This is a genomic window from Crocosphaera sp. XPORK-15E, assembly GCF_034931425.1.
Lineage (GTDB): Bacteria > Cyanobacteriota > Cyanobacteriia > Cyanobacteriales > Microcystaceae > UHCC-0190.
Map to the genome: position 1 here is coordinate 168,224 of NZ_JAYGHQ010000005.1, position 17,885 is coordinate 186,108.

18 protein-coding genes are annotated in these 17,885 nt (G+C 39.1%); 11 read left to right on the top strand and 7 right to left on the bottom strand.

Annotation, left to right across the window (positions count from 1 at the left end; genetic code table 11):
* The first annotated feature begins 216 nt into the window (after nucleotides 1-216).
* From VB691_RS06205 to VB691_RS06220, 5 genes are all read left to right on the top strand, one after another.
* Nucleotides 217-3,141, top strand: a complete 2,925-nt coding sequence (locus VB691_RS06205) for a tetratricopeptide repeat protein (RefSeq protein ID WP_323290602.1) — start codon at nucleotides 217-219, stop codon at nucleotides 3,139-3,141.
* A 22-nt stretch (nucleotides 3,142-3,163) separates the two neighbouring features.
* Nucleotides 3,164-3,409, top strand: coding sequence for a DUF4160 domain-containing protein (locus VB691_RS25815; RefSeq protein WP_416244772.1), 246 nt, complete (start codon nucleotides 3,164-3,166; stop codon nucleotides 3,407-3,409).
* Nucleotides 3,393-3,674 carry a DUF2442 domain-containing protein gene (locus VB691_RS06210; protein WP_323290603.1) on the top strand — a complete coding sequence of 94 codons (282 nt, stop codon included), beginning with the start codon at nucleotides 3,393-3,395 and terminating at the stop codon, nucleotides 3,672-3,674. The genes VB691_RS25815 and VB691_RS06210 overlap by 17 nt, the downstream gene beginning before the upstream one ends.
* Nucleotides 3,675-3,770: 96 nt before the next feature.
* Nucleotides 3,771-3,938: a hypothetical protein gene (locus tag VB691_RS06215; RefSeq protein ID WP_323290604.1), complete on the top strand. Its 168-nt coding sequence runs from the start codon at nucleotides 3,771-3,773 to the stop codon at nucleotides 3,936-3,938.
* Nucleotides 3,939-4,234: 296 nt separating this feature from the next.
* Nucleotides 4,235-5,869, top strand: a complete 1,635-nt coding sequence (locus VB691_RS06220; protein WP_323290605.1) for an alpha-D-glucose phosphate-specific phosphoglucomutase — start codon at nucleotides 4,235-4,237, stop codon at nucleotides 5,867-5,869.
* Nucleotides 5,870-5,975: 106 nt separating this feature from the next.
* Here VB691_RS06220 and VB691_RS06225 read toward each other — a convergent pair whose 3' ends face one another.
* A complete protein-coding gene (locus VB691_RS06225) occupies nucleotides 5,976-7,367 on the bottom strand; it encodes a DUF697 domain-containing protein (RefSeq protein ID WP_323290606.1) in 1,392 nt (463 codons plus the stop codon).
* Nucleotides 7,368-7,442: 75 nt separating this feature from the next.
* Nucleotides 7,443-7,940 (bottom strand): 2TM domain-containing protein, encoded by a 498-nt coding sequence (locus VB691_RS06230; RefSeq protein ID WP_323290607.1) that lies wholly within the window; start codon nucleotides 7,938-7,940, stop codon nucleotides 7,443-7,445.
* A 330-nt stretch (nucleotides 7,941-8,270) separates the two neighbouring features.
* On the opposite strand from VB691_RS06230, the gene VB691_RS06235 reads away from it, so the two are divergent.
* The 5 genes from VB691_RS06235 to VB691_RS06255 all read left to right on the top strand — a co-directional run bounded on the left by VB691_RS06235 (nucleotide 8,271) and on the right by VB691_RS06255 (nucleotide 11,318).
* A complete protein-coding gene (locus tag VB691_RS06235; RefSeq protein ID WP_323290608.1) occupies nucleotides 8,271-8,783 on the top strand; it encodes an inorganic diphosphatase in 513 nt (170 codons plus the stop codon).
* Nucleotides 8,784-9,318: 535 nt separating this feature from the next.
* Entirely contained in the window at nucleotides 9,319-9,678 is a 360-nt protein-coding gene (locus VB691_RS06240) for an NAD(P)H-quinone oxidoreductase subunit M (protein ID WP_323290609.1), read from the top strand.
* Nucleotides 9,679-9,683: 5 nt separating this feature from the next.
* Nucleotides 9,684-9,917: a DUF6737 family protein gene (locus VB691_RS06245; RefSeq protein ID WP_323290610.1), complete on the top strand. Its 234-nt coding sequence runs from the start codon at nucleotides 9,684-9,686 to the stop codon at nucleotides 9,915-9,917.
* 124 nt (nucleotides 9,918-10,041) lie between these two features.
* Nucleotides 10,042-10,461 (top strand): BlaI/MecI/CopY family transcriptional regulator, encoded by a 420-nt coding sequence (locus VB691_RS06250; RefSeq protein WP_323290611.1) that lies wholly within the window; start codon nucleotides 10,042-10,044, stop codon nucleotides 10,459-10,461.
* A gap of 2 nt (nucleotides 10,462-10,463) precedes the next feature.
* Nucleotides 10,464-11,318: a M56 family metallopeptidase gene (locus VB691_RS06255; RefSeq protein ID WP_323290612.1), complete on the top strand. Its 855-nt coding sequence runs from the start codon at nucleotides 10,464-10,466 to the stop codon at nucleotides 11,316-11,318.
* 81 nt (nucleotides 11,319-11,399) lie between these two features.
* On the opposite strand, the gene VB691_RS06260 is transcribed toward VB691_RS06255, so the two are convergent.
* Both VB691_RS06260 and VB691_RS06265 read right to left on the bottom strand, forming a co-directional pair.
* Nucleotides 11,400-11,990 carry a M23 family metallopeptidase gene (locus VB691_RS06260; protein ID WP_323290613.1) on the bottom strand — a complete coding sequence of 197 codons (591 nt, stop codon included), beginning with the start codon at nucleotides 11,988-11,990 and terminating at the stop codon, nucleotides 11,400-11,402.
* 203 nt (nucleotides 11,991-12,193) lie between these two features.
* Nucleotides 12,194-13,018, bottom strand: coding sequence for an acyl-CoA desaturase (locus tag VB691_RS06265; RefSeq protein ID WP_323290614.1), 825 nt, complete (start codon nucleotides 13,016-13,018; stop codon nucleotides 12,194-12,196).
* 241 nt (nucleotides 13,019-13,259) lie between these two features.
* On the opposite strand from VB691_RS06265, the gene VB691_RS06270 reads away from it, so the two are divergent.
* Nucleotides 13,260-14,495 (top strand): methionine gamma-lyase family protein, encoded by a 1,236-nt coding sequence (locus VB691_RS06270; RefSeq protein ID WP_323290615.1) that lies wholly within the window; start codon nucleotides 13,260-13,262, stop codon nucleotides 14,493-14,495.
* A 98-nt stretch (nucleotides 14,496-14,593) separates the two neighbouring features.
* Here the strand turns inward: VB691_RS06270 and recA are convergent, their stop codons facing one another.
* The 3 genes from recA to VB691_RS06285 form a co-directional block, all read right to left on the bottom strand.
* A complete protein-coding gene (gene recA, locus VB691_RS06275) occupies nucleotides 14,594-15,637 on the bottom strand; it encodes a recombinase RecA (protein WP_323290616.1) in 1,044 nt (347 codons plus the stop codon).
* A gap of 207 nt (nucleotides 15,638-15,844) precedes the next feature.
* Entirely contained in the window at nucleotides 15,845-16,297 is a 453-nt protein-coding gene (locus VB691_RS06280) for a DNA-binding protein (RefSeq protein ID WP_323290617.1), read from the bottom strand.
* Nucleotides 16,298-16,554: 257 nt separating this feature from the next.
* A complete protein-coding gene (locus tag VB691_RS06285) occupies nucleotides 16,555-17,685 on the bottom strand; it encodes a HetZ-related protein 2 (protein WP_323290618.1) in 1,131 nt (376 codons plus the stop codon).
* Nucleotides 17,686-17,885: the final 200 nt, after the last annotated feature.

The window sequence follows — 17,885 nt, forward strand, 5'->3', positions numbered from 1 at the left end:
TTATAGGTTGTAGGTTGGGTTGAGGCACGAAACCCAACAAAACGCCAATTCTCGTACACAAAATTAGCTGTGTCAGTGACCTTAACTCTAAAGAGTTAAGCTAGATAAACAAAGGTTGCCCACTTTCGTAGAATTTAGTCCGCGAAGGCGGACTTAGTTCTTGTAGAATTAGGCTTTAGCCTATTATTAATTATAACCAAATTGCAGGTTTATTATATGCCTGAATCCCCAGAGCATCCTGAAAAGCAAACAGTAGAAACAGTTCAACAAACAACGGAAACATTATCTAAGTTTGTGCAATGGATAGCTGAATTAATTCGTAGACGAAATTGGTTTACTTTACTGTTATTGATTAATGTTGTCCTAATTTTATTTTGTACACCAGGGGGAATAGTTCCTCAATTTTTGAATAGTGCATTTAGTTTTCAACTTCCAGAATTTTATTCTTCAATTTTTTGGGTAGTTGTAGGAGTGATTTTTTTAGCGGCGATCGCTGTTGCTGTGATTACCATGCCTCCTTTATCTAAGGATACAGCACAAACTCCTGTTGAACGTCAGGCAATTAAAGGTTTATTGTCTTTTACTGCAACAGATGCTGAGATTTTTAGTCAGTTGGAACGGAATCAAGATATAAAAAATTGTCTAAGAATTCTCAATGATGCTAACTTTAGAATTGGGATTTTATGGGGTGAGTCGGGATGTGGAAAAACTTCTTTTTTGCAAGCGGGTTTAATTCCTGAATTGACTAAAATAGATAGGGATCAAGGAATTTATATTCAGTTTAGTGATAAAGATCCTTTAATAACTATCAAAAAGACTTTAAATAGAGAGTTAAACTTGAATTTATCTATTGAAGAAATTGAGCAATTAGATTTGATCGATGTTTTCAATGAAAGTATTAGAATTGCTGAAAAATCTTTAATTCTATTTTTCGATCAATTTGAGCAGTTTTTCGTTCATTATCAATCAGCAGATGCTCGTCATCCTTTTATTAATGCTTTAAAAAATTGGTATCAAAATGAGGAAATTCCTGTCAAGATTTTAATGAGTTTTCGCTCAGATTTGTTTTATCAACAATATGAAATTCAGCAATTTTTAGATTATTCTCTCGATTCTAAGAATAATATTAAGTTAAAGAAATTCTCTGTGGAACAGGCAACTAATGTTTTAGAAGTGATTGCTAATACGGAAAATATAGAATTTGAGCGCAAGGATATTCAATCATTTGTTGAACAAGAATTAATTGATCAAGGCAAAGATAAATCAGATGAGCCGATTTCTCCTGTAGATATACAAATTCTCTCTTTAGTTATTGGCAATCAAAAAACCACTGAAAACCGCAAATTTGACAAAATTGCTCTCAATAAAATTGGCAGATTTGAAGGCTTATTGTATCAATATTTAGAGGAACGGTTAACCCTGCGAGAACAATCAGCCACCGCAGCCCAAAAAGAAGCGATTATGAAGCTACTTTTAGAGTTAATAGACTCCAATGGATTGACAAGATCGGGTTCATTTACTCTGGTTCAATTGCAGGAAAAACTAGGCACAATGGGGACAAAAGAGGTTAAAGATGCCATCCGTTGGCTAGAACAAGAACGTTTAATTATGCCCCTAAGACATGAGGATGAAACGGTTTATCAATTAGCTCATGAGCGCATGATTCCGGCTGTTCTTAAACTATCAGGAAAGATTTTACCCAAGGCATATAAAGCCAATGAATTACTCAATAAACAAGTGAAAATCTGGATAGATAGTAATTATAATCCCCGTTATTTATTGAATTTACGGGAGTTGTGGTTAATTGAACAGCAGAAATCCTATTTAATGTGGGGAGACAGGCAGCCACAAAAAGAAAGACTTATCCAAAAGAGTAAGCGGCGCATTTATCGGAATTTTGGAATTTTTGGGGCTATTGTTGTTTTAGTCATGGGAATTTGGGGATGGTTTAACCATACGACTACGGGACAATTAACTCAAATTCGCTGGAAGTTGGCTAATACCACTCAACAAAGCAGTGCTAACTCTCAAGCGCAAGCGGTGGCAGCCTTTGCTAAGGATCGACAATTTGACAAAGCGACTAAATTTGCTAACTCCATTCAAAATTCATCTTCTAAAGCTAGTGCCTTAAGTGCGATCGCGGTCGCTATAGGCAAGTTAAACCAATTACCAGATGCTCAAAAGCTTCTCGGACAAGCTTTAAAGGCGGCTGAGTCCCTTGAAGATTCATCTTATAAAGCTAGTGCCTTAACTGCGATCGCGGTCGCATATGGCAAGTTAAATCAATTACCAGATGCTCAAAAGCTTCTCGGACAAGCTTTAAAGGCGGCTGAGTCCATTATTCAAGATTCATCTTCTAAAGCTAGTGCCTTAACTGCGATCGCCGAAGCTATAGGCAAATTAAACCAATTACCAGAGGCTCAAAACCTTCTCCAACAAGCTTTAATGGCTGCTGAGTCCCTTGAAAATTCATATTTTAAAGCTGATGCCTTAAGGGCGATCGCGGTCGCATATGGCAAGTTAAACCAATTACCAGAGGCTCAAAACCTTCTCCAACAAGCTTTAATGGCTGCTAACTCCATTCAAAATTTATCTGATAAAGCTTATGCCTTAAGGGCGATCGCGGTCGCATATGGCAAGTTAAACCAATTACCAGAGGCTCAAAAGCTTCTCGGACAAGCTTTAATGGCTGCTAACTCCATTCAAAATTCATCTGATAAAGCTTATGCCTTAAGGGAGATCGCGGTCGCTTATGGCAAGTTGAACCAATTACCAGAGGCTCAAAAGCTTCTCGGACAAGCTTTAATGGCTGCTAACTCCATTCAAAATTCATCTGATAAAGCTTATGCCTTAAGGGAGATCGCGGTCGCATATGGCAAGTTAAACCAATTACCAGATGCTCAAAAGCTTCTCGGACAAGCTTTAATGGCTGCTGAGTCCCTTGAAGATTCAGATTCTAAAGCTAATGCCTTAATTGCGATCGCAGAGGCTGAGGCCAACCTAAAAAATTGGGGACAAGCACTCAAAGCGACTCAAAAATGTCCGAGTAAAGATTGTGAGGTGGAGTCGTTGGCCAAGGTTTTAACGGTTTATGCAGAACAAGTGCATCCTGAGTTGAAGGAGGAGGAGAAAGAGGAGTAATATTAAAGAAAACTTGTAATCATTGATAATTCAATGCCAAGCATCAAAAATATTCCCGGCCCTTACCGCTTTTTTTTACAGTTTTGACTGTGGAGAACCTAAGCACGTTCATATTCAACAAGAAAAACTAATCTGTAAATTTTGGCTAGAACCAATTTCTTTAAGCAAAAATCATGGCTTCTCATCCCAAGAATTAAACATCATTCGACGAATAATTAAATCCAATCTTACTAAAATTCTGGAGGCATGGAATGAACACTGTAGTTAATGTCATAGAACCACGCTTATTAAACGTTCAAATTACCGACGATGAAATTATTGCTATTCTAGTAGATGGAAGAACTATTAGTGTACCTTTAGTCTGGTCATGGCGTTTATCAGAAGCATCCCCTGAACAACGACAGAATTTTGAAATTCTTGGTGATGGAGAAGGGATACATTGGCCTGATATAGATGAGGATATTAGTGTCTCAGGAATGTTAACAGGTTCGCCAGCACATCGTCCCAATAAGAAAACAACTGTAGCTGCTTAAGTTCTATAGTAAAGATTGTGAAGTCAAGATGACGAACACTGTAGTTAATGTAATAGAAGCGATTTTTAAAGCCAAATTAACCCAAGAGAACAAGGAATGACTGAACTTTCATTAGACAAAAATCTGCTCAAAGAAACCCTAAAAACAGCAATCCTAGAAATCAAATGTTACATTTGGGCCCACGCAATGCGCCCCTACCATTGGGGAAATAATATTATTGTAGGGGCGAATTGCATTCGCCCTCTTTTAATAACCTCTGTTTAAGTTCTATCCTTTTGCGACTCCCAACAAGGGGTTATAGGCGTAAGGCTTCTCCATTATCTATATAATATCATGTCAAGTCAAGTTTGACAAGGGGTTTTGTTACGGCAAAATTAATTTAATGGTGGGATTCTATAACTTACTGATGCCATGCCCCTACAGAGTTTTTGGACAGACATATCTTTATTAACCCATGATGACAACGATTTTTAAAGCTAAATAAAGGTAAAGTAATTATAAATCATGCCCCAAACCATTTAAGGGTATAGAAAAATACTGTTTTCAGGTCTAATGGCACTATGACAATTCGTACTATTGCGACAACGCCTTTTGACGATCAAAAACCAGGAACCTCTGGACTCCGTAAAGCCGTTCCTGTCTTCCAAAAGCCCCATTATTTAGAGAATTTTATTCAGTCTATCTTTGATAGTTTAGACGGTGTTGAAGGATCAACCCTTGTAGTGGGAGGTGATGGCCGTTATTATAACCGCCAAGCCATTCAAGTTATCCTAAAAATGGCTGCAGCCAACAATATTGGACGCATTTTAGTGGGATGTGCTGGCATTTTCTCGACCCCGGCCGCCTCTACTGTTATTCGCAAATATAACGCCTTGGGGGGCATTATTCTCTCCGCGAGTCATAACCCTGGTGGCCCTAATGGGGATTTTGGGGTTAAGTACAATGTGAGCAATGGTGGCCCTGCCCCAGAAAAGGTCACAGATGCCATTTATGACCGCACTAAAGCTATTACAGAATACAAAATACTCGAAGCGGCAGACATTAATCTTGATCGCCCTGGTTCCTTTAAATTAGGGACGATGGATGTGGAAGTCCTTGACTCTGTGGTTCCCTATGTGGAGTTAATGCAAACATTGTTTGATTTTGACAAAATTAAGGCTCTCCTGAGTTCTGGCAAGTTTAGAATGTGTATGGACTCTCTCCATGCTGTCACCGGCCCTTATGCTCATGCTTTGTTTGAGAAACATTTAGGGGCCCCCATAGGAACGGTACAAAACGGCACACCTTTAGAAGATTTTGGGGGAGGACATCCTGATCCTAACTTAGTTTATGCTCATGATCTTGTTGAAATCATGTTCGGAGATGATGCTCCAGACTTTGGGGCCGCGTCTGACGGAGACGGCGATCGCAATATGATTTTAGGGCGCAATTTCTTTGTTACCCCTAGCGATAGTCTGGCAGTCTTAACCGCTAATGCTACCCTAGTGCCTGGTTATAAGGATGGTTTAGTAGGGGTGGCCCGATCTATGCCTACCAGTGCCGCAGCAGATCGAGTGGCAGAAAAATTAGGCATTGACTGTTATGAAACGCCGACGGGTTGGAAATTCTTTGGTAATTTATTAGATGCGGGTAAAGTCACCCTTTGTGGTGAGGAAAGTTTCGGGACGGGATCAAATCATATTCGAGAAAAAGATGGTCTGTGGGCAGTACTTTTCTGGCTCAATATTTTGGCGGTTAAGGGTGAGTCCGTTGAAAAAATTGTGCGAGATCATTGGCAAGAATATGGACGCAATTTTTATTCTCGCCATGATTATGAAGAAGTGGAGTCCGGCCCCGCTAATGAATTAATGAAGCTTCTCAGATCTATGGTTCAAGATATGACAGGAAAGTCTTACGGTGGCTATAAAGTAGCTTATGCTGATGACTTTTCTTATACTGATCCGGTTGATGGCAGTATCAGTCAAAAACAAGGCATTCGGATCGGGTTTACCGATGGTTCTCGGATTATTTTCCGTTTATCAGGAACAGGGACAAAAGGGGCAACTTTACGGGTTTATGTCGAAAGTTATGAACCTGATGCCAGCAAGCATGATGTGGATACCCAAGCCGCTTTATCTCCCTTAATTCAATTAGCGGAAGAAATTGCCCAAATTAAGAAGTTTACGGGACGGGATAAACCCACAGTAATCACTTAATTAATTATACAAAAGATTGTAGGGGCGGGTTTTTTACAGTAGTTATGATACTCACAAATAAGTTAGATAAACCCGCCCTGGCTGTGTAATTAATAGTATTGAGAATTTATGTTAATTTAGGAATGGCCTGTTTAACTAAGTTTTGCAGTAATTCTGTTCGCTTGGTTTGCTCAAAGACTTGTTTTAATTTTTGGGATAATTTTTCTAAATCTATTTTTTGATTCCCAGATGTATTAATGTCTTGTTCTTGAAAATATTCAACTAAACTTAAGCCAGCTAGACGGGTTAAATAAGCTGCACTAATGCCTTGGGTTACTCCCCCTGCAACATAAGTGACTGCATTGCTTTTTAATAACCCACTAATGGCATGGGTAGACAATTCAACTACTCCTAATTGTACCATTACTTTAGCAATTTTTGCAGAAACTGTTTGTCCTTGAGCTAGGGAGAATTTTAGGTTATAAATATTACTTAAATCAAGAACCATTTGCGTATTAATTGCCGCCGTTACTAATAAATCTAAAGCTGCAACTGGGTTCGCAAAAGCAGTTCCCGCAGCTATCCACTGATATTGTTCTATTAAAGGAAGGGCGAGATCACGTCGAATTTGATTGAGTATTTCTTTAGCTTCTTGTTTAATTTCTACTGCTTCACGCCAAATATTTCCCCAGATTAATTGTTGTCTTTCTTCTTCTAAAATAACTTTAATTCGTTTAACTAATGGCTCAATTTTGGGCGGCTGATTTTCTATCCATTCTTGCTGTGATCCATCGGTTTGATATTGCCGAACTTTTAATTCAGTTTGAATGCAATTAATAGAAATAACATCTTCTGCTGGAATAATTGATTTTACCCGTTGCTGTAATTGTTGTAAAATCAATAGTCTTTCTTCAGGAATATATTGATCCTGTTTATTGAAAACAATTAAACAGCGTTGATGATTTTGCTGTAATTGTTGAATTATTTGCCATTCAGATTCTGTTAAATCTCCTGTGGTTAAAAATAAAATAAAATCCGAAATAATTGGCTTATTTTTGTCATCTATTAGTAAGGATTCAATTTCAATAAAATCAAGATTAATATCTATATTTTGAGCATTTAATAATGATTTTATGGTCGTTTTTCCTGTGTTTTTTACCCCAACTAAACCAAGAGAAACAACTGATTGATTAAATCTGCTCGGTAATCGGCTTAATTTTTGTTGTAGACTAGAGATGTTAGAATTGGGGCATTCTTTAACTATATAATCTAATAGAGTTTGTGTCTTAGCGATCGCCTGATTTGCATCTTCTAAAGTTAAGGGAGAAATTGGCTTAAGAGTTGGCAATTCTTGTGTTTTTTGTTGCCACCACCAGACTCCACTTCCCAGGGCCATTAACCCCAAGAGTCCCCATTCTCCGAATGCTAAAATCTCTTGATGAAGACTTTCCCCAAGCCATAACAAAAAGGAAAGACCAACACCAGCAACCAAAATCGGTTTGTTTAGTTTAACCGCCATTTTTTCACCTATAATCACCCTTATTTTGATTGTACTCCCCCCAGGACTGATCTTCAATCAATCTCAAGGGAATGATTAAGACAGCCAAGCTTTCTTAATCTTATTCCAAACACTAGAAACGGATTCTTTGATCTCCTTCTTAAAATACCATTGTTGAAAAGCTTGTTCATAGGCTTCCCCTTCAGTTTGCCAAGTTTTCCAAGTATCTAAGGCTAAGGGTAATCCTAACAATAATAATAGGTATAATGACCAAGATAACGTGCCAGCACCCAAGAAATTAATCAGCATCAAAAAAGCATTAATAATCGTATATCTGACGGTTTTTTGCTTTAATTGTTCCCGTCGATACCGATCAAACTCTATTCGTTTGTGTTGACGTTGTTTTTGGGATAACCAATCTTGTTCAGCAATTTGTAGAGATTCTGGATCAATCTCTAATTCTGCCGCAATTTCCCAAAGTTGGGTACGAGATAACTCCTCTCCCTCAGTTTTGCGGGCGATCGCCAAGTGCAGAATTTCTTGAATATCTTCCTTGCGATAGGATTCGGGGGGTTGTACGTCAGAAGCAGACATAATGATACTAAGATTGGCTAAGTCTTCCTTAATTTTATATGATCAACTCATCCGTGGGTTTATTCAGTAGTAAACAAAAAAAAGGGGCTATTTACTGCTAAAACAATAAATAACCTTTGCTGTTGTATGCACCCGCTTTTTGAATCCTGTATACATTATGTCTGCTTAATCCCTTAGCCTCAATGGGGAAGATCACCCTCAAGGTGTGATTATTATCATCGCTAAGTTAAAGATAAGTTCTCGAAAATGAGCAGCCCCATTGTAAAATAAGCAGCTAGGGATAAAATCGTCCCTAATTAAGCTAATCTTGTAAAGCATTCGGAGAGAGTTGTGGACTTAACGCGCATTCCGGCCCAACCGAAACCTGGTTTAATCAATGTATTAATTGAAATTCCTGCAGGGAGTAAGAATAAATACGAATTTGACAAAGATCTTAATGCCTTTGCCTTAGATCGGGTACTCTATGCTTCAGTACAGTATCCCTATGACTATGGGTTTATCCCTAATACCTTAGCGGATGATGGAGATCCCTTAGATGGTATGGTATTGATGGATCAACCTACTTTTCCTGGCTGTGTAATTACGGCCCGTCCCATTGGAATGTTAGAAATGATTGATGGTGGCGATCGGGATGAAAAAGTTCTCTGTGTTCCCGATAAAGATCCTCGTTATGTTGGAGTCAAGTCTCTCAAAGATATTGCACCTCACCGCTTAGACGAAATTGCCGAGTTTTTCCGTACTTATAAAAACCTGGAAAAAAAGGTGACAGAAATTCTTGGTTGGAAAGATGTTGAGGCCGTACTTCCCTTGGTTGAACAATGTGTGAAAGCAGGAAGTAAGTAGATTTTTAGCGGAGGGGAAACATTATCATCGAAAATTTGGGTAGAAACCCCGTCCTATAAGGACGGCTTTATATTTTTTATGATATAGTTGAACTGCCGAAAAGCGAAAACTAAGCAGTAGGCAATGCACCTTGAAAACTAGGGTTAGGGGGTTCTGTACAGAAATGCTTGTACAGGTAAAAACCTTAAGCAACAAGTACAAAAGCGCGAAAGTGCGGTCTTGGGGGTTTCCCCTACGAAGCACCTTTCGTAAGAAAGCTTAAGCTGAAACCGTACCGATGGGCTATCGGGATCGGATCTCTGAAATGGGATAAAAGTCTGTGGACTCTGTGTAAGACGGTACATGGTTTTTAACTGTGGAATGCAACGGTGAATGAATCAGAAACCTAAATCGTGAGGTTTCGGAATCACCGCCCTTTTAGGGCGCGTGAGGATGTCAAGTCATTATCCCCTCATTTATTGAGAATGGTTTAATTGCTCTTTTTTTCAGAAACCATTACCATCTCAATAGAAGTCTCTATTCATTTCTGACACCTATGTTAGTCAAGTCTACCACTCGTCATGTTCGTATCTATACTGCTGAAATTCAAAACAATGAATTAGTTCCCAATGATAATATGCTCACCTTAGATGTTGATCCTGATAATGAGTTTAATTGGAATGAAGATGCCTTACAAAAATTGTATCGTAAATTTGATGAATTAGTAGAAGCTTGTAGTGGGGAAGAACTAACAGACTATAATTTGCGTCGTATTGGCTCAGATTTAGAACATTTTATTCGATCGCTTCTACAAAAAGGCGAAATTAGTTACAATCTTAAAAGCCGTGTGCTTAACTATAGTATGGGACTTCCAAAACTGGAAAGCCCAGAAACCGAAGGCAAATATAATCTATAAGTTAGATGACAGAATTTTCTGATCCTAAATCTACAAATATTTGGGACTATAAACCTTGGTGGTGTCAACCTTGGTCAATTATTTTGACGGGTATACTGTTAATTGTTGGCCTTTGGTTGATCACCAAATTTCTCTGGTTAACCCTAGGTTTAGCCTTGGTTATTATGGTTTGGTGGGGATATTTTTTGCTCATTTATCCCCGAATGTTTAAAGAGTATGTAGAAAACCAAACCCAATAAATTCCCAAAAATCCCTAGGGGCGGGTTTTTATAAAAATTTATGATTCAAAAAGGAGAGAAAACAGTAAAATAAAAGCAATCATCAGTGTAACAATTTTTATCCAATTTTTGTCAGAGCTAAACTATGGCCCCTTTACCAGAATATCGCCCCAAAAAACTCTCATTAGGTTCTCTAGAAACAGAAATTTTAGAAATTATTTGGGAGTTAGGGACTGCCACGGTTAAACAAATTCATGATCGCATTTTAGCTGATCCCGAACGAGAATTGGCTTATGCGTCTGTCACTACTGTATTAAACCGTCTCACCCAAAAAGGATGGTTAAAATGCTTCAAACAAAATCGGGCCTTTTCCTGGCAACCTTTAGTCTCCCGTGAACAAGCAAAATCGATCCAAGCTTATGAACAACTTCAACAATTTCTTGCCATCAGTAACCCAGATCTGGTAGCCTCATTTGCAGAGAGTTTGGATACGGCAAGCTTAGAACAATTAGACGCGATCGCCACTCGTTTACAAGCCATTCGTCGTCAACGGGAGAAACCATAGCCATGCACTCACTGATGATTTTAATGGCCTTAGTTTTAGCTTGGGGAATACGCTTAAGTTTCCCCTTATCTCTGTTTCCTTGGATCAACCGTTGGCAGCGATCTCTGGTTTATTTTCTAATTCCACCATTATTATTATTAATGACAGCTATTGCCGTTATTTTAATGGGCTATCATGGGGAAATGTTAGGCTGGCCAGCCAGTCGGTTTAGTTATTTATTATCAATTATTTTTGTCAGTTTCGCCTTAATTAAATGGATACAATTAACCTATCAAGGTTGGTATTCTACGCAACAGATTCAAAACTATCCCCAAAAAATAATTAAAGGTTATACCGCAAGAATTCTTGATACAACCTTTCCCTACAGCGCACAAATTGGCTTTTGGCAACCAGAATTAGTCGTAAGTCAAGGACTTTTAGATACCCTAGATAATGCTCATTTAAACGCTGTTATAGCCCATGAACAAGCCCATGCTAATTATCATGACACCTTTTGGTTTTTTTGGTTAGGCTGGTTAGGACGGATCACTTTTTGGTTGCCCTATACAGAAACTTTGTGGCAAGACTTATTATTATTAAGAGAAATTCGAGCAGATCACCAGGCAACCCAAGAGGTTGATCCTTTGATTTTAGCAGAATCTTTGTTAATAGTTGCTCAAGAAATTAATAAAATATCAACCTTAAATCCACTGGGAGTAGTTGAGGCCGCTTTTCATGATATCAATACAGCAAACCGACTCAATGAAAGAATTGAAGCATTATTTGATGAGTCGGATAACTTAGGGTTTGATAATTTTGATGGGCGTTTTATGTTGTTAACTTTACTTCCTCTATTTTCTATTCCGTTTCATTGTTAAAAGAGGGAACAGGAAACAGGCAACAGAAAAAATAAATAATGTTAAATAAAGCCGCCCTAATCGCTGTTAGGAAATAATTCCTTAATACTCTTGAACTTCAGTAATTTCTCTATTTTGAGAACGACTAATAGGGGGGTTTTCCGTGGGTAAAAAAGCCCTGGGATTAACCGCCACTCCACCTTGGGGGCGAATTTCAAAGTGTAAATGGGGGCCGGTACTGTTTCCTGTACTGCCCATCTCCGCAATTTGTTCGCCTTGCTTAATCTGTTGTCCTTGACTGACTAATATACGGGAATTGTGACCATACAGACTTAAACTGCCGTCAGGGTGGCGCAATGTCACCAAATTACCATATCCTTCGGGACTCCATCCCGTGAAGACGACAACCCCCGTAGCTGCCGCAAAAATCGGGGTTCCGATCGGGCCTGCAATATCAACTCCTGTGTGCATTTTATTAAACCGTTTGCCAAAACCCGAAGTTACAACCCCTTGGACTGGCCAAATATACCCCGTCAAGCGTTGCGGTGTTTGGGGTAGATAATGTTCAGAGTTATTCGGTAATCGCTTGAGATGAGAATCATTTTCACCGGAAGCAAAGACTATATTATGACAAAAGAGGGAAATTCCCAGACTCACACCAGTGATAATTAATCGATTCGATAAAAATTTCATAAATTTACGGGTATTTAAGCATTTATCCCTTCACAATTTTAAAAAAAGTTAAAGAGTTGTTACACACTGTAGCGGAAAGATGACGTTTGGTAAAGTCAAGCTCACTTACTATCTTCTCCAGAATAGGGTATATCTAGGGAAAATTAGGCAAAAAAAGCCCCTCTTTTGAGAAGAAGGGCAAAATTATTGATAGATTTGAAAAGTTAATGACTCTCATTAGTTGGTGCTAACTTAACATTTTTAGCTAGTCCCAAGATTTGTAAAAAGCGAATCGTCATCCAGGTAATATCAATTTCCCACCAAGCCAAACCATGACGAGCAGAATATTGATAAGCATGATGATTATTGTGCCATCCTTCCCCAAAGGTAAGTAAAGCTACCCACCAACAATTACGAGAATTATCATTAGATTCATGACTCTGATAGCCAAATTTATGAGTGGCACTATTGACAAACCAAGTAAAGTGAAAAACGAGAACCAAACGTACAAAAATTCCCCAGATTATAAAGGGCCATCCTCCTAAGAAATAGAGAAACAGTCCTAAAACAATTTGAATGGGAACCATATAGGTTTGGCAAAACTTAAAAAAGGAATCTTCATAGATATCTTGAGTGTAGCGAGGGATATCCTTATCAGCCGGAATTTGATGTAACATCCATCCCACATGACTCCACCAAAATCCTAGGTTAGAATCATGGGGATCTGGTGATGTGTCTGAGTATTTATGGTGCATACGATGTAACCCAACCCACTGAATCACTCCCCCTTGACAAGCTAAGGTTCCACAAAAAACTAACAAGTATTCTAACCATTTAGGGGCTTGAAAACTGCGATGAGAAATCAAACGATGAAACCCTAATGTGATACCTAAAGCTCCTGTTATCCAGTAGAGAAGAAAGGTGACACCAATCGCTTCCCAGCTAAAATTACCAGGTAAAAAGGCTAACAAAGCAACTAGGTGAATCGAAGCCATGTAGAAAATAACAGACCATTCAAGGGGAAGTTTTTGAGATGTGGCAACAGTCATGTAGTAACCTGAATTTGAAAGTAATGGAACAAAATTAATCAGCTAAAACTTTAAACGTCTTAGTCCTTCAGTTAATACCTGACTCAATCATCAATTTTGAGTTTTTTGGGTGATGTAAATGGTGGAAATTAACGATAATTTGGTATAACTTAATGGAAGTAGATAAAGTCATAAGACTTAAAGATAACAACTTAATTGTTAAATCGGTGATTATGAACGAGATTTTGTTTGGGGTTGACAAATGAACAATTTAATGCTAATTAGGGAAGCAGAAACTGCCCTTACCCCTATTTTTTCGGAAATTGACAATAAGGTCAAGCAAAATCTCAAAAAAACCTTAGAAGCATTCCGTGAGCATCGTCTTGGGGTTCATCATTTCACCAGTGTGACTGGTTATGGTCATGATGACTTGGGGAGAGAAACTCTAGATGAGATTTTTGCCCAAGTTATGGGAGCAGAAGCCGCAATTGTTCGGGTACAATTTGTCTCCGGAACTCATGCGATCGCCTGTGCCTTGTTCGGGGTACTTCGTCCAGGGGACGAAATGTTAGCCGTTGCGGGCCCTCCCTATGACACCCTAGAAGAAGTCATCGGTTTACGGGGAAATTGTCAAGGTTCCCTTATGGATTTTAACATTAATTACCGAGTATTGGGGTTAACTGATCAAGGAACTATCGATTGGGAAGGGTTAAAAACTGCCATCAGCGATCGCACTCGTTTAGCTCTAATTCAGCGTTCTTGTGGTTATTCCTGGCGACAAAGTTTATCAATTTCAGATATTGAAAAAATCATTAAAATTGTTAAGCAACAAAATCCTCAGACGGTTTGCTTTGTGGATAATTGTTATGGAGAATTTATTGAAAACCTAGAACCGACGGCAGTTGGGGCGGATTTAATGGCGGGTTCTCTGATTAAAAATCCAGGGGGAACTATCGTCACTGCGGGGGGATATTTGGCGGGTAAAAAAGTTTTCGTAGAGGCTGCTGCTTGTCGGTTAACAGCCCCAGGAATAGGTAGTGAAGGGGGGGCAACCTTTGATCAAAATCGTTTGTTATTTCAAGGGTTATTTTTAGCCCCGCAAATGGTGGGAGAGGCGCTCAAGGGTAGTCATTTAATTGCCTATGTTTTTGATAAATTAGGCTATCCGGTCAATCCTTTACCTTTGGTTCCCCGTCGGGATATCATTCAGGGGATTAAGTTGGGTTCTCCTGAGAAGTTAATGGCCTTTTGTCGTGCCATTCAAAGGCAGTCTCCTGTGGGATCTTATCTAGACCCCGTTCCCGCTACTATGCCAGGGTATGAAAGTCAATTAGTGATGGCTGGAGGCACGTTTATTGATGGCAGTACCTCGGAATTTTCAGCAGATGGGCCGTTAAGAGAACCTTATATTGTTTTTTGTCAGGGGGGAACCCATTGGACTCATATTTCTTTGGCTTTAGAAGCTGCGATCGAAGCGATTAATCAGACCATTTCTTAATTCTTCACCTTCCAAAGTAATAACAGATAGGTTTGACAAAAAAAGGATGAATAAAAAAACTTATCCATCCTCATTGATTTACCTTAAATGTAGTTGTTTTATTCTTCTTCATCTACTTGAGAAATGGGAAAAGTCAAGGCCCCTAATTCCAATTTTTCCCTGACCTGTTGTTCAATAGTTTCGGCAACTTTGGGGTTATCTTCGAGATATTTAACGGCGTTATCTCGCCCTTGGGAAATGTTATCGCCATTGTAACTATACCAAGCCCCTTTACGGTTAACTACATCGGTTTGTTCTGCTAAATCTAACATACAACCCATTTGGGAAATTCCTTTGCCAAAAATGATGTCAAATTCTGCAATACGAAAGGGAGGCGCAACTTTATTTTTAGCGACTTTTACCTTAGCCCGAATTCCATATTCTCCTTCACTGCCTTTTTTGAGGGTTTGAATGCGACGAATATCTAAACGTACTGAGGCGTAGAATTTTAGGGCATTTCCTCCTGTTGTTACTTCAGGACTGCCATAAGTTACCCCAATTTTTTGCCGTAATTGGTTGAGAAAAATGACTACACAGCCAGATTTTCCGATATTTCCGGCAACTTTCCGCAAAGCTTTACTCATCAATCGGGCTTGTAACCCGACTTGAGTATCCCCCATTTCTCCCTCAATTTCGGCCCGGGGAACTAAGGCAGCTACGGAGTCGATCACGATCACATCAACGGCGGCTGATCGCACTAATTGATCAACAATTTCTAAGGCAGATTCTCCCGTATCGGGTTGGGCTACTAATAAGTTATTAATATCAACCCCTAAAGCCGCTGAATAGGTGGGATCTAAAGCGTGTTCCGCATCGACAAAGGCCGCCACTCCTCCCGCTTTCTGCACTTCTGCCAGGGCATGAAGGGCTAAAGTCGTTTTACCGGAACTTTCTGGGCCATAAATCTCAATAACTCGTCCTTTTGGTAGTCCTCCTCCCAAGGCCAGATCTAGGGTCAATGCACCAGTGGAAATGGTTTCTACCTTCATTCGCGCCGCATCGCCAAGACGCATAATTGAGCCTTTGCCGAAATTTCGCTCAATTTGATTCAGAACTAAGCCTAGAGCCTTCTCTTTGTCGGGATTGTTTGTAATAGCAGCCATTAACGCCTCAATGTGTCTTTAAACAACTAAATTATAGTACAAGAGTATTTGTATATTGTAGCTCTTTTTGCTGACAACTACAGCAAGTATATCAAGTTTGTTATAATCTCCTTCGTCTAGAGTAGCATCCGGGCGAAGGTTTTGCTTTCAGGGATTTTACTGAAAAGTTTAGAGCCAAGTGGATTATTTCCGACTAGATTGGCAATTTTAGGCCATATTGCCCTTGATGATATCAACAGAAGACAGGGTTTCAATCCAAACTGTCGCGCCAAAACATTTAGGGGCGTTGGGACGATAAGTAATGCGACAGGGGCCATTAATCGCTATCTCATGACCATAAGTATTTTGTTGACGATGCTTAACCGCAATCACAGGTTCAAGATCTGTTCTGTTTTTGTCTTGTTTAAGCAAATCACTGTTTTTTTTTATCACATCTCGGTTGACATGGATAATGCTCTTGGCTGGAACTCGTTTGGTTGTCCATCGGGGTTTAGGGCCGCGAGTACGTTTCGTAATTACAGGAACCCCATTATATAGGGGAATAATCCAAATTTTCCCCGATTTATAAGCTCCTTCAACTCTCCCTTCCTTGAGTAGTACCCGCAATCTTGTACCAGAAATTCCAAGGCGTTCCGCTGCTTCTGTTGTCCCAACAAACATGATTATGACTCCTGATTTGTTACTATTGCGATAACATAATAATAAACTAAATTATAGGCATTAAACAGAATTTTATTAGTCATCTGGATTATATTAATTTTAGTTTATGACCACCATTTATGATGAATATTGTTGTTGATAATAGGTTTCTATCTGACCTACGGCCGTTAATAAAGGAGAATCTAAAGACTCAACCCAATCAGCAACTTCACGAGATAATCCCAATGAAGAAAAATAATTAAGATTATTAAAGTTATTTAAACACCTCGTAATGATTGGGCTTTTAAATAAACTGTGCGCCATTCATTCATCACTTGAGTTTTTTTCAACTTGAGAGATTGACCAATATCGTCTAAGGATTTATTCTCTTTAAGACCATTAATAATTGTTTGTTGATCTGGGGTTAATTTTGTCCAAAATGTTGTCCATTGTTGAGGTGTTAAGCCTAAATTATGTTCTTGAGGAGAGATTTCTAACCAATTAGCTACTAATTCAGGATTTCCCTTCAAAGCAAACACTTGGATCGCATGATATCCTACCTTTTCCCGTAGTCGATAAATGGTTTTAATGGGAACATTTAATTCCTGGGCGATCATTTCTTGGGTGTGACCTTGTAAATACAATTTAAGCCATTCTACGGCTTCTTGACCTAATTTTTCCCTGAGATAAGTAGCAAATTCCTCTTGTACTTTTTGGCGCATTAATTGTTTTTCTTCCCACTCCTGCATTTCTTCATAATCATTCACCGCTTGAACATCAAGTAAACTAATGGAATTATCGCCCTCATCTACATTAATTTCCTCAGAAATCAGGCGAATATTTTGTTGTTGAGGCACTTGAGTCATTCCCCCTCGCTGAGAACGCCGTAAATAGTTGACAAAACGATACACTAATAAGGGTTGATTACGGACGGGGCGAAGACAGTATTCTTCTAAAGTCGTAATCAATAAACTGTTGCGTAACCTTTCATCAGAGGTACATTCAGCGATCCAAGCAATCTGACTTTGAATATAGCGATCGCTGTTTAACATCTCTTGGATAATTTCTTGTAATACATCCGTCACCAACCGTTGGCGATCGCGGCTTAAGGATACCCAAGTTTGAATTTTATTCCGCAATACAGTCACTGACCCTAAGCGTTTCATGAGGTTACGATAAGCTAAGGTGGGACTTTTCCCTAAATATCGTTGTTGTAGGATACGATAGCGATAGTCTCTGCCCTGTTGTGCGATCGCCCGTTTTTCTGAGGCCAGGTTATCCCATTCCGTGAGGTTTTCTCCAAGTAACCAACGAATGATACTATCCCGCGTTTCTTGAGTTAAGGTTGTCTCCTCTTGTTCTAAACGGGTTTGCCAGGTTTTTTCTAACTGTGTTGCGACTTGGATCATGAGTTAAGATGAGCGTTCCGTTGTTGGTCGTGATCTCTGAATCTATAAATGGTGACTCGCTTAGCTTAATTATCAATTATGAGATTAATCTGAGATTAATATTATCCTACAGATTGGGGTGAAGATCTTAAAAATTCAGCAATTTCTCTGTTAAGCTTAGATCAATTACAAAAAAAACCTCAAATCCGATACAATTTAGA

Bases quoted from the DNA above. Each gene is read 5' to 3' on its own strand.
- VB691_RS06215 (WP_323290604.1), top strand. From the start codon at position 3,771: ATGACTGAACTTTCATTAGACAAAAATCTGCTCAAAGAAACCCTAAAA.
- VB691_RS06210 (WP_323290603.1), top strand. From the start codon at position 3,393: ATGAACACTGTAGTTAATGTCATAGAACCACGCTTATTAAACGTTCAA.
- VB691_RS06265 (WP_323290614.1), bottom strand. From the start codon at position 13,018: ATGACTGTTGCCACATCTCAAAAACTTCCCCTTGAATGGTCTGTTATT.
- VB691_RS06225 (WP_323290606.1), bottom strand. From the start codon at position 7,367: ATGGCGGTTAAACTAAACAAACCGATTTTGGTTGCTGGTGTTGGTCTT.
- VB691_RS06285 (WP_323290618.1), bottom strand. From the start codon at position 17,685: ATGATCCAAGTCGCAACACAGTTAGAAAAAACCTGGCAAACCCGTTTA.
- recA (WP_323290616.1), bottom strand. From the start codon at position 15,637: ATGGCTGCTATTACAAACAATCCCGACAAAGAGAAGGCTCTAGGCTTA.
- VB691_RS06205 (WP_323290602.1), top strand. From the start codon at position 217: ATGCCTGAATCCCCAGAGCATCCTGAAAAGCAAACAGTAGAAACAGTT.
- VB691_RS06260 (WP_323290613.1), bottom strand. From the start codon at position 11,990: ATGAAATTTTTATCGAATCGATTAATTATCACTGGTGTGAGTCTGGGA.
- VB691_RS06250 (WP_323290611.1), top strand. From the start codon at position 10,042: ATGGCCCCTTTACCAGAATATCGCCCCAAAAAACTCTCATTAGGTTCT.
- VB691_RS06255 (WP_323290612.1), top strand. From the start codon at position 10,464: ATGCACTCACTGATGATTTTAATGGCCTTAGTTTTAGCTTGGGGAATA.
- VB691_RS06230 (WP_323290607.1), bottom strand. From the start codon at position 7,940: ATGTCTGCTTCTGACGTACAACCCCCCGAATCCTATCGCAAGGAAGAT.
- VB691_RS06240 (WP_323290609.1), top strand. From the start codon at position 9,319: ATGTTAGTCAAGTCTACCACTCGTCATGTTCGTATCTATACTGCTGAA.
- VB691_RS06270 (WP_323290615.1), top strand. From the start codon at position 13,260: ATGAACAATTTAATGCTAATTAGGGAAGCAGAAACTGCCCTTACCCCT.
- VB691_RS06245 (WP_323290610.1), top strand. From the start codon at position 9,684: ATGACAGAATTTTCTGATCCTAAATCTACAAATATTTGGGACTATAAA.
- VB691_RS06280 (WP_323290617.1), bottom strand. From the start codon at position 16,297: ATGTTTGTTGGGACAACAGAAGCAGCGGAACGCCTTGGAATTTCTGGT.
- VB691_RS06220 (WP_323290605.1), top strand. From the start codon at position 4,235: ATGACAATTCGTACTATTGCGACAACGCCTTTTGACGATCAAAAACCA.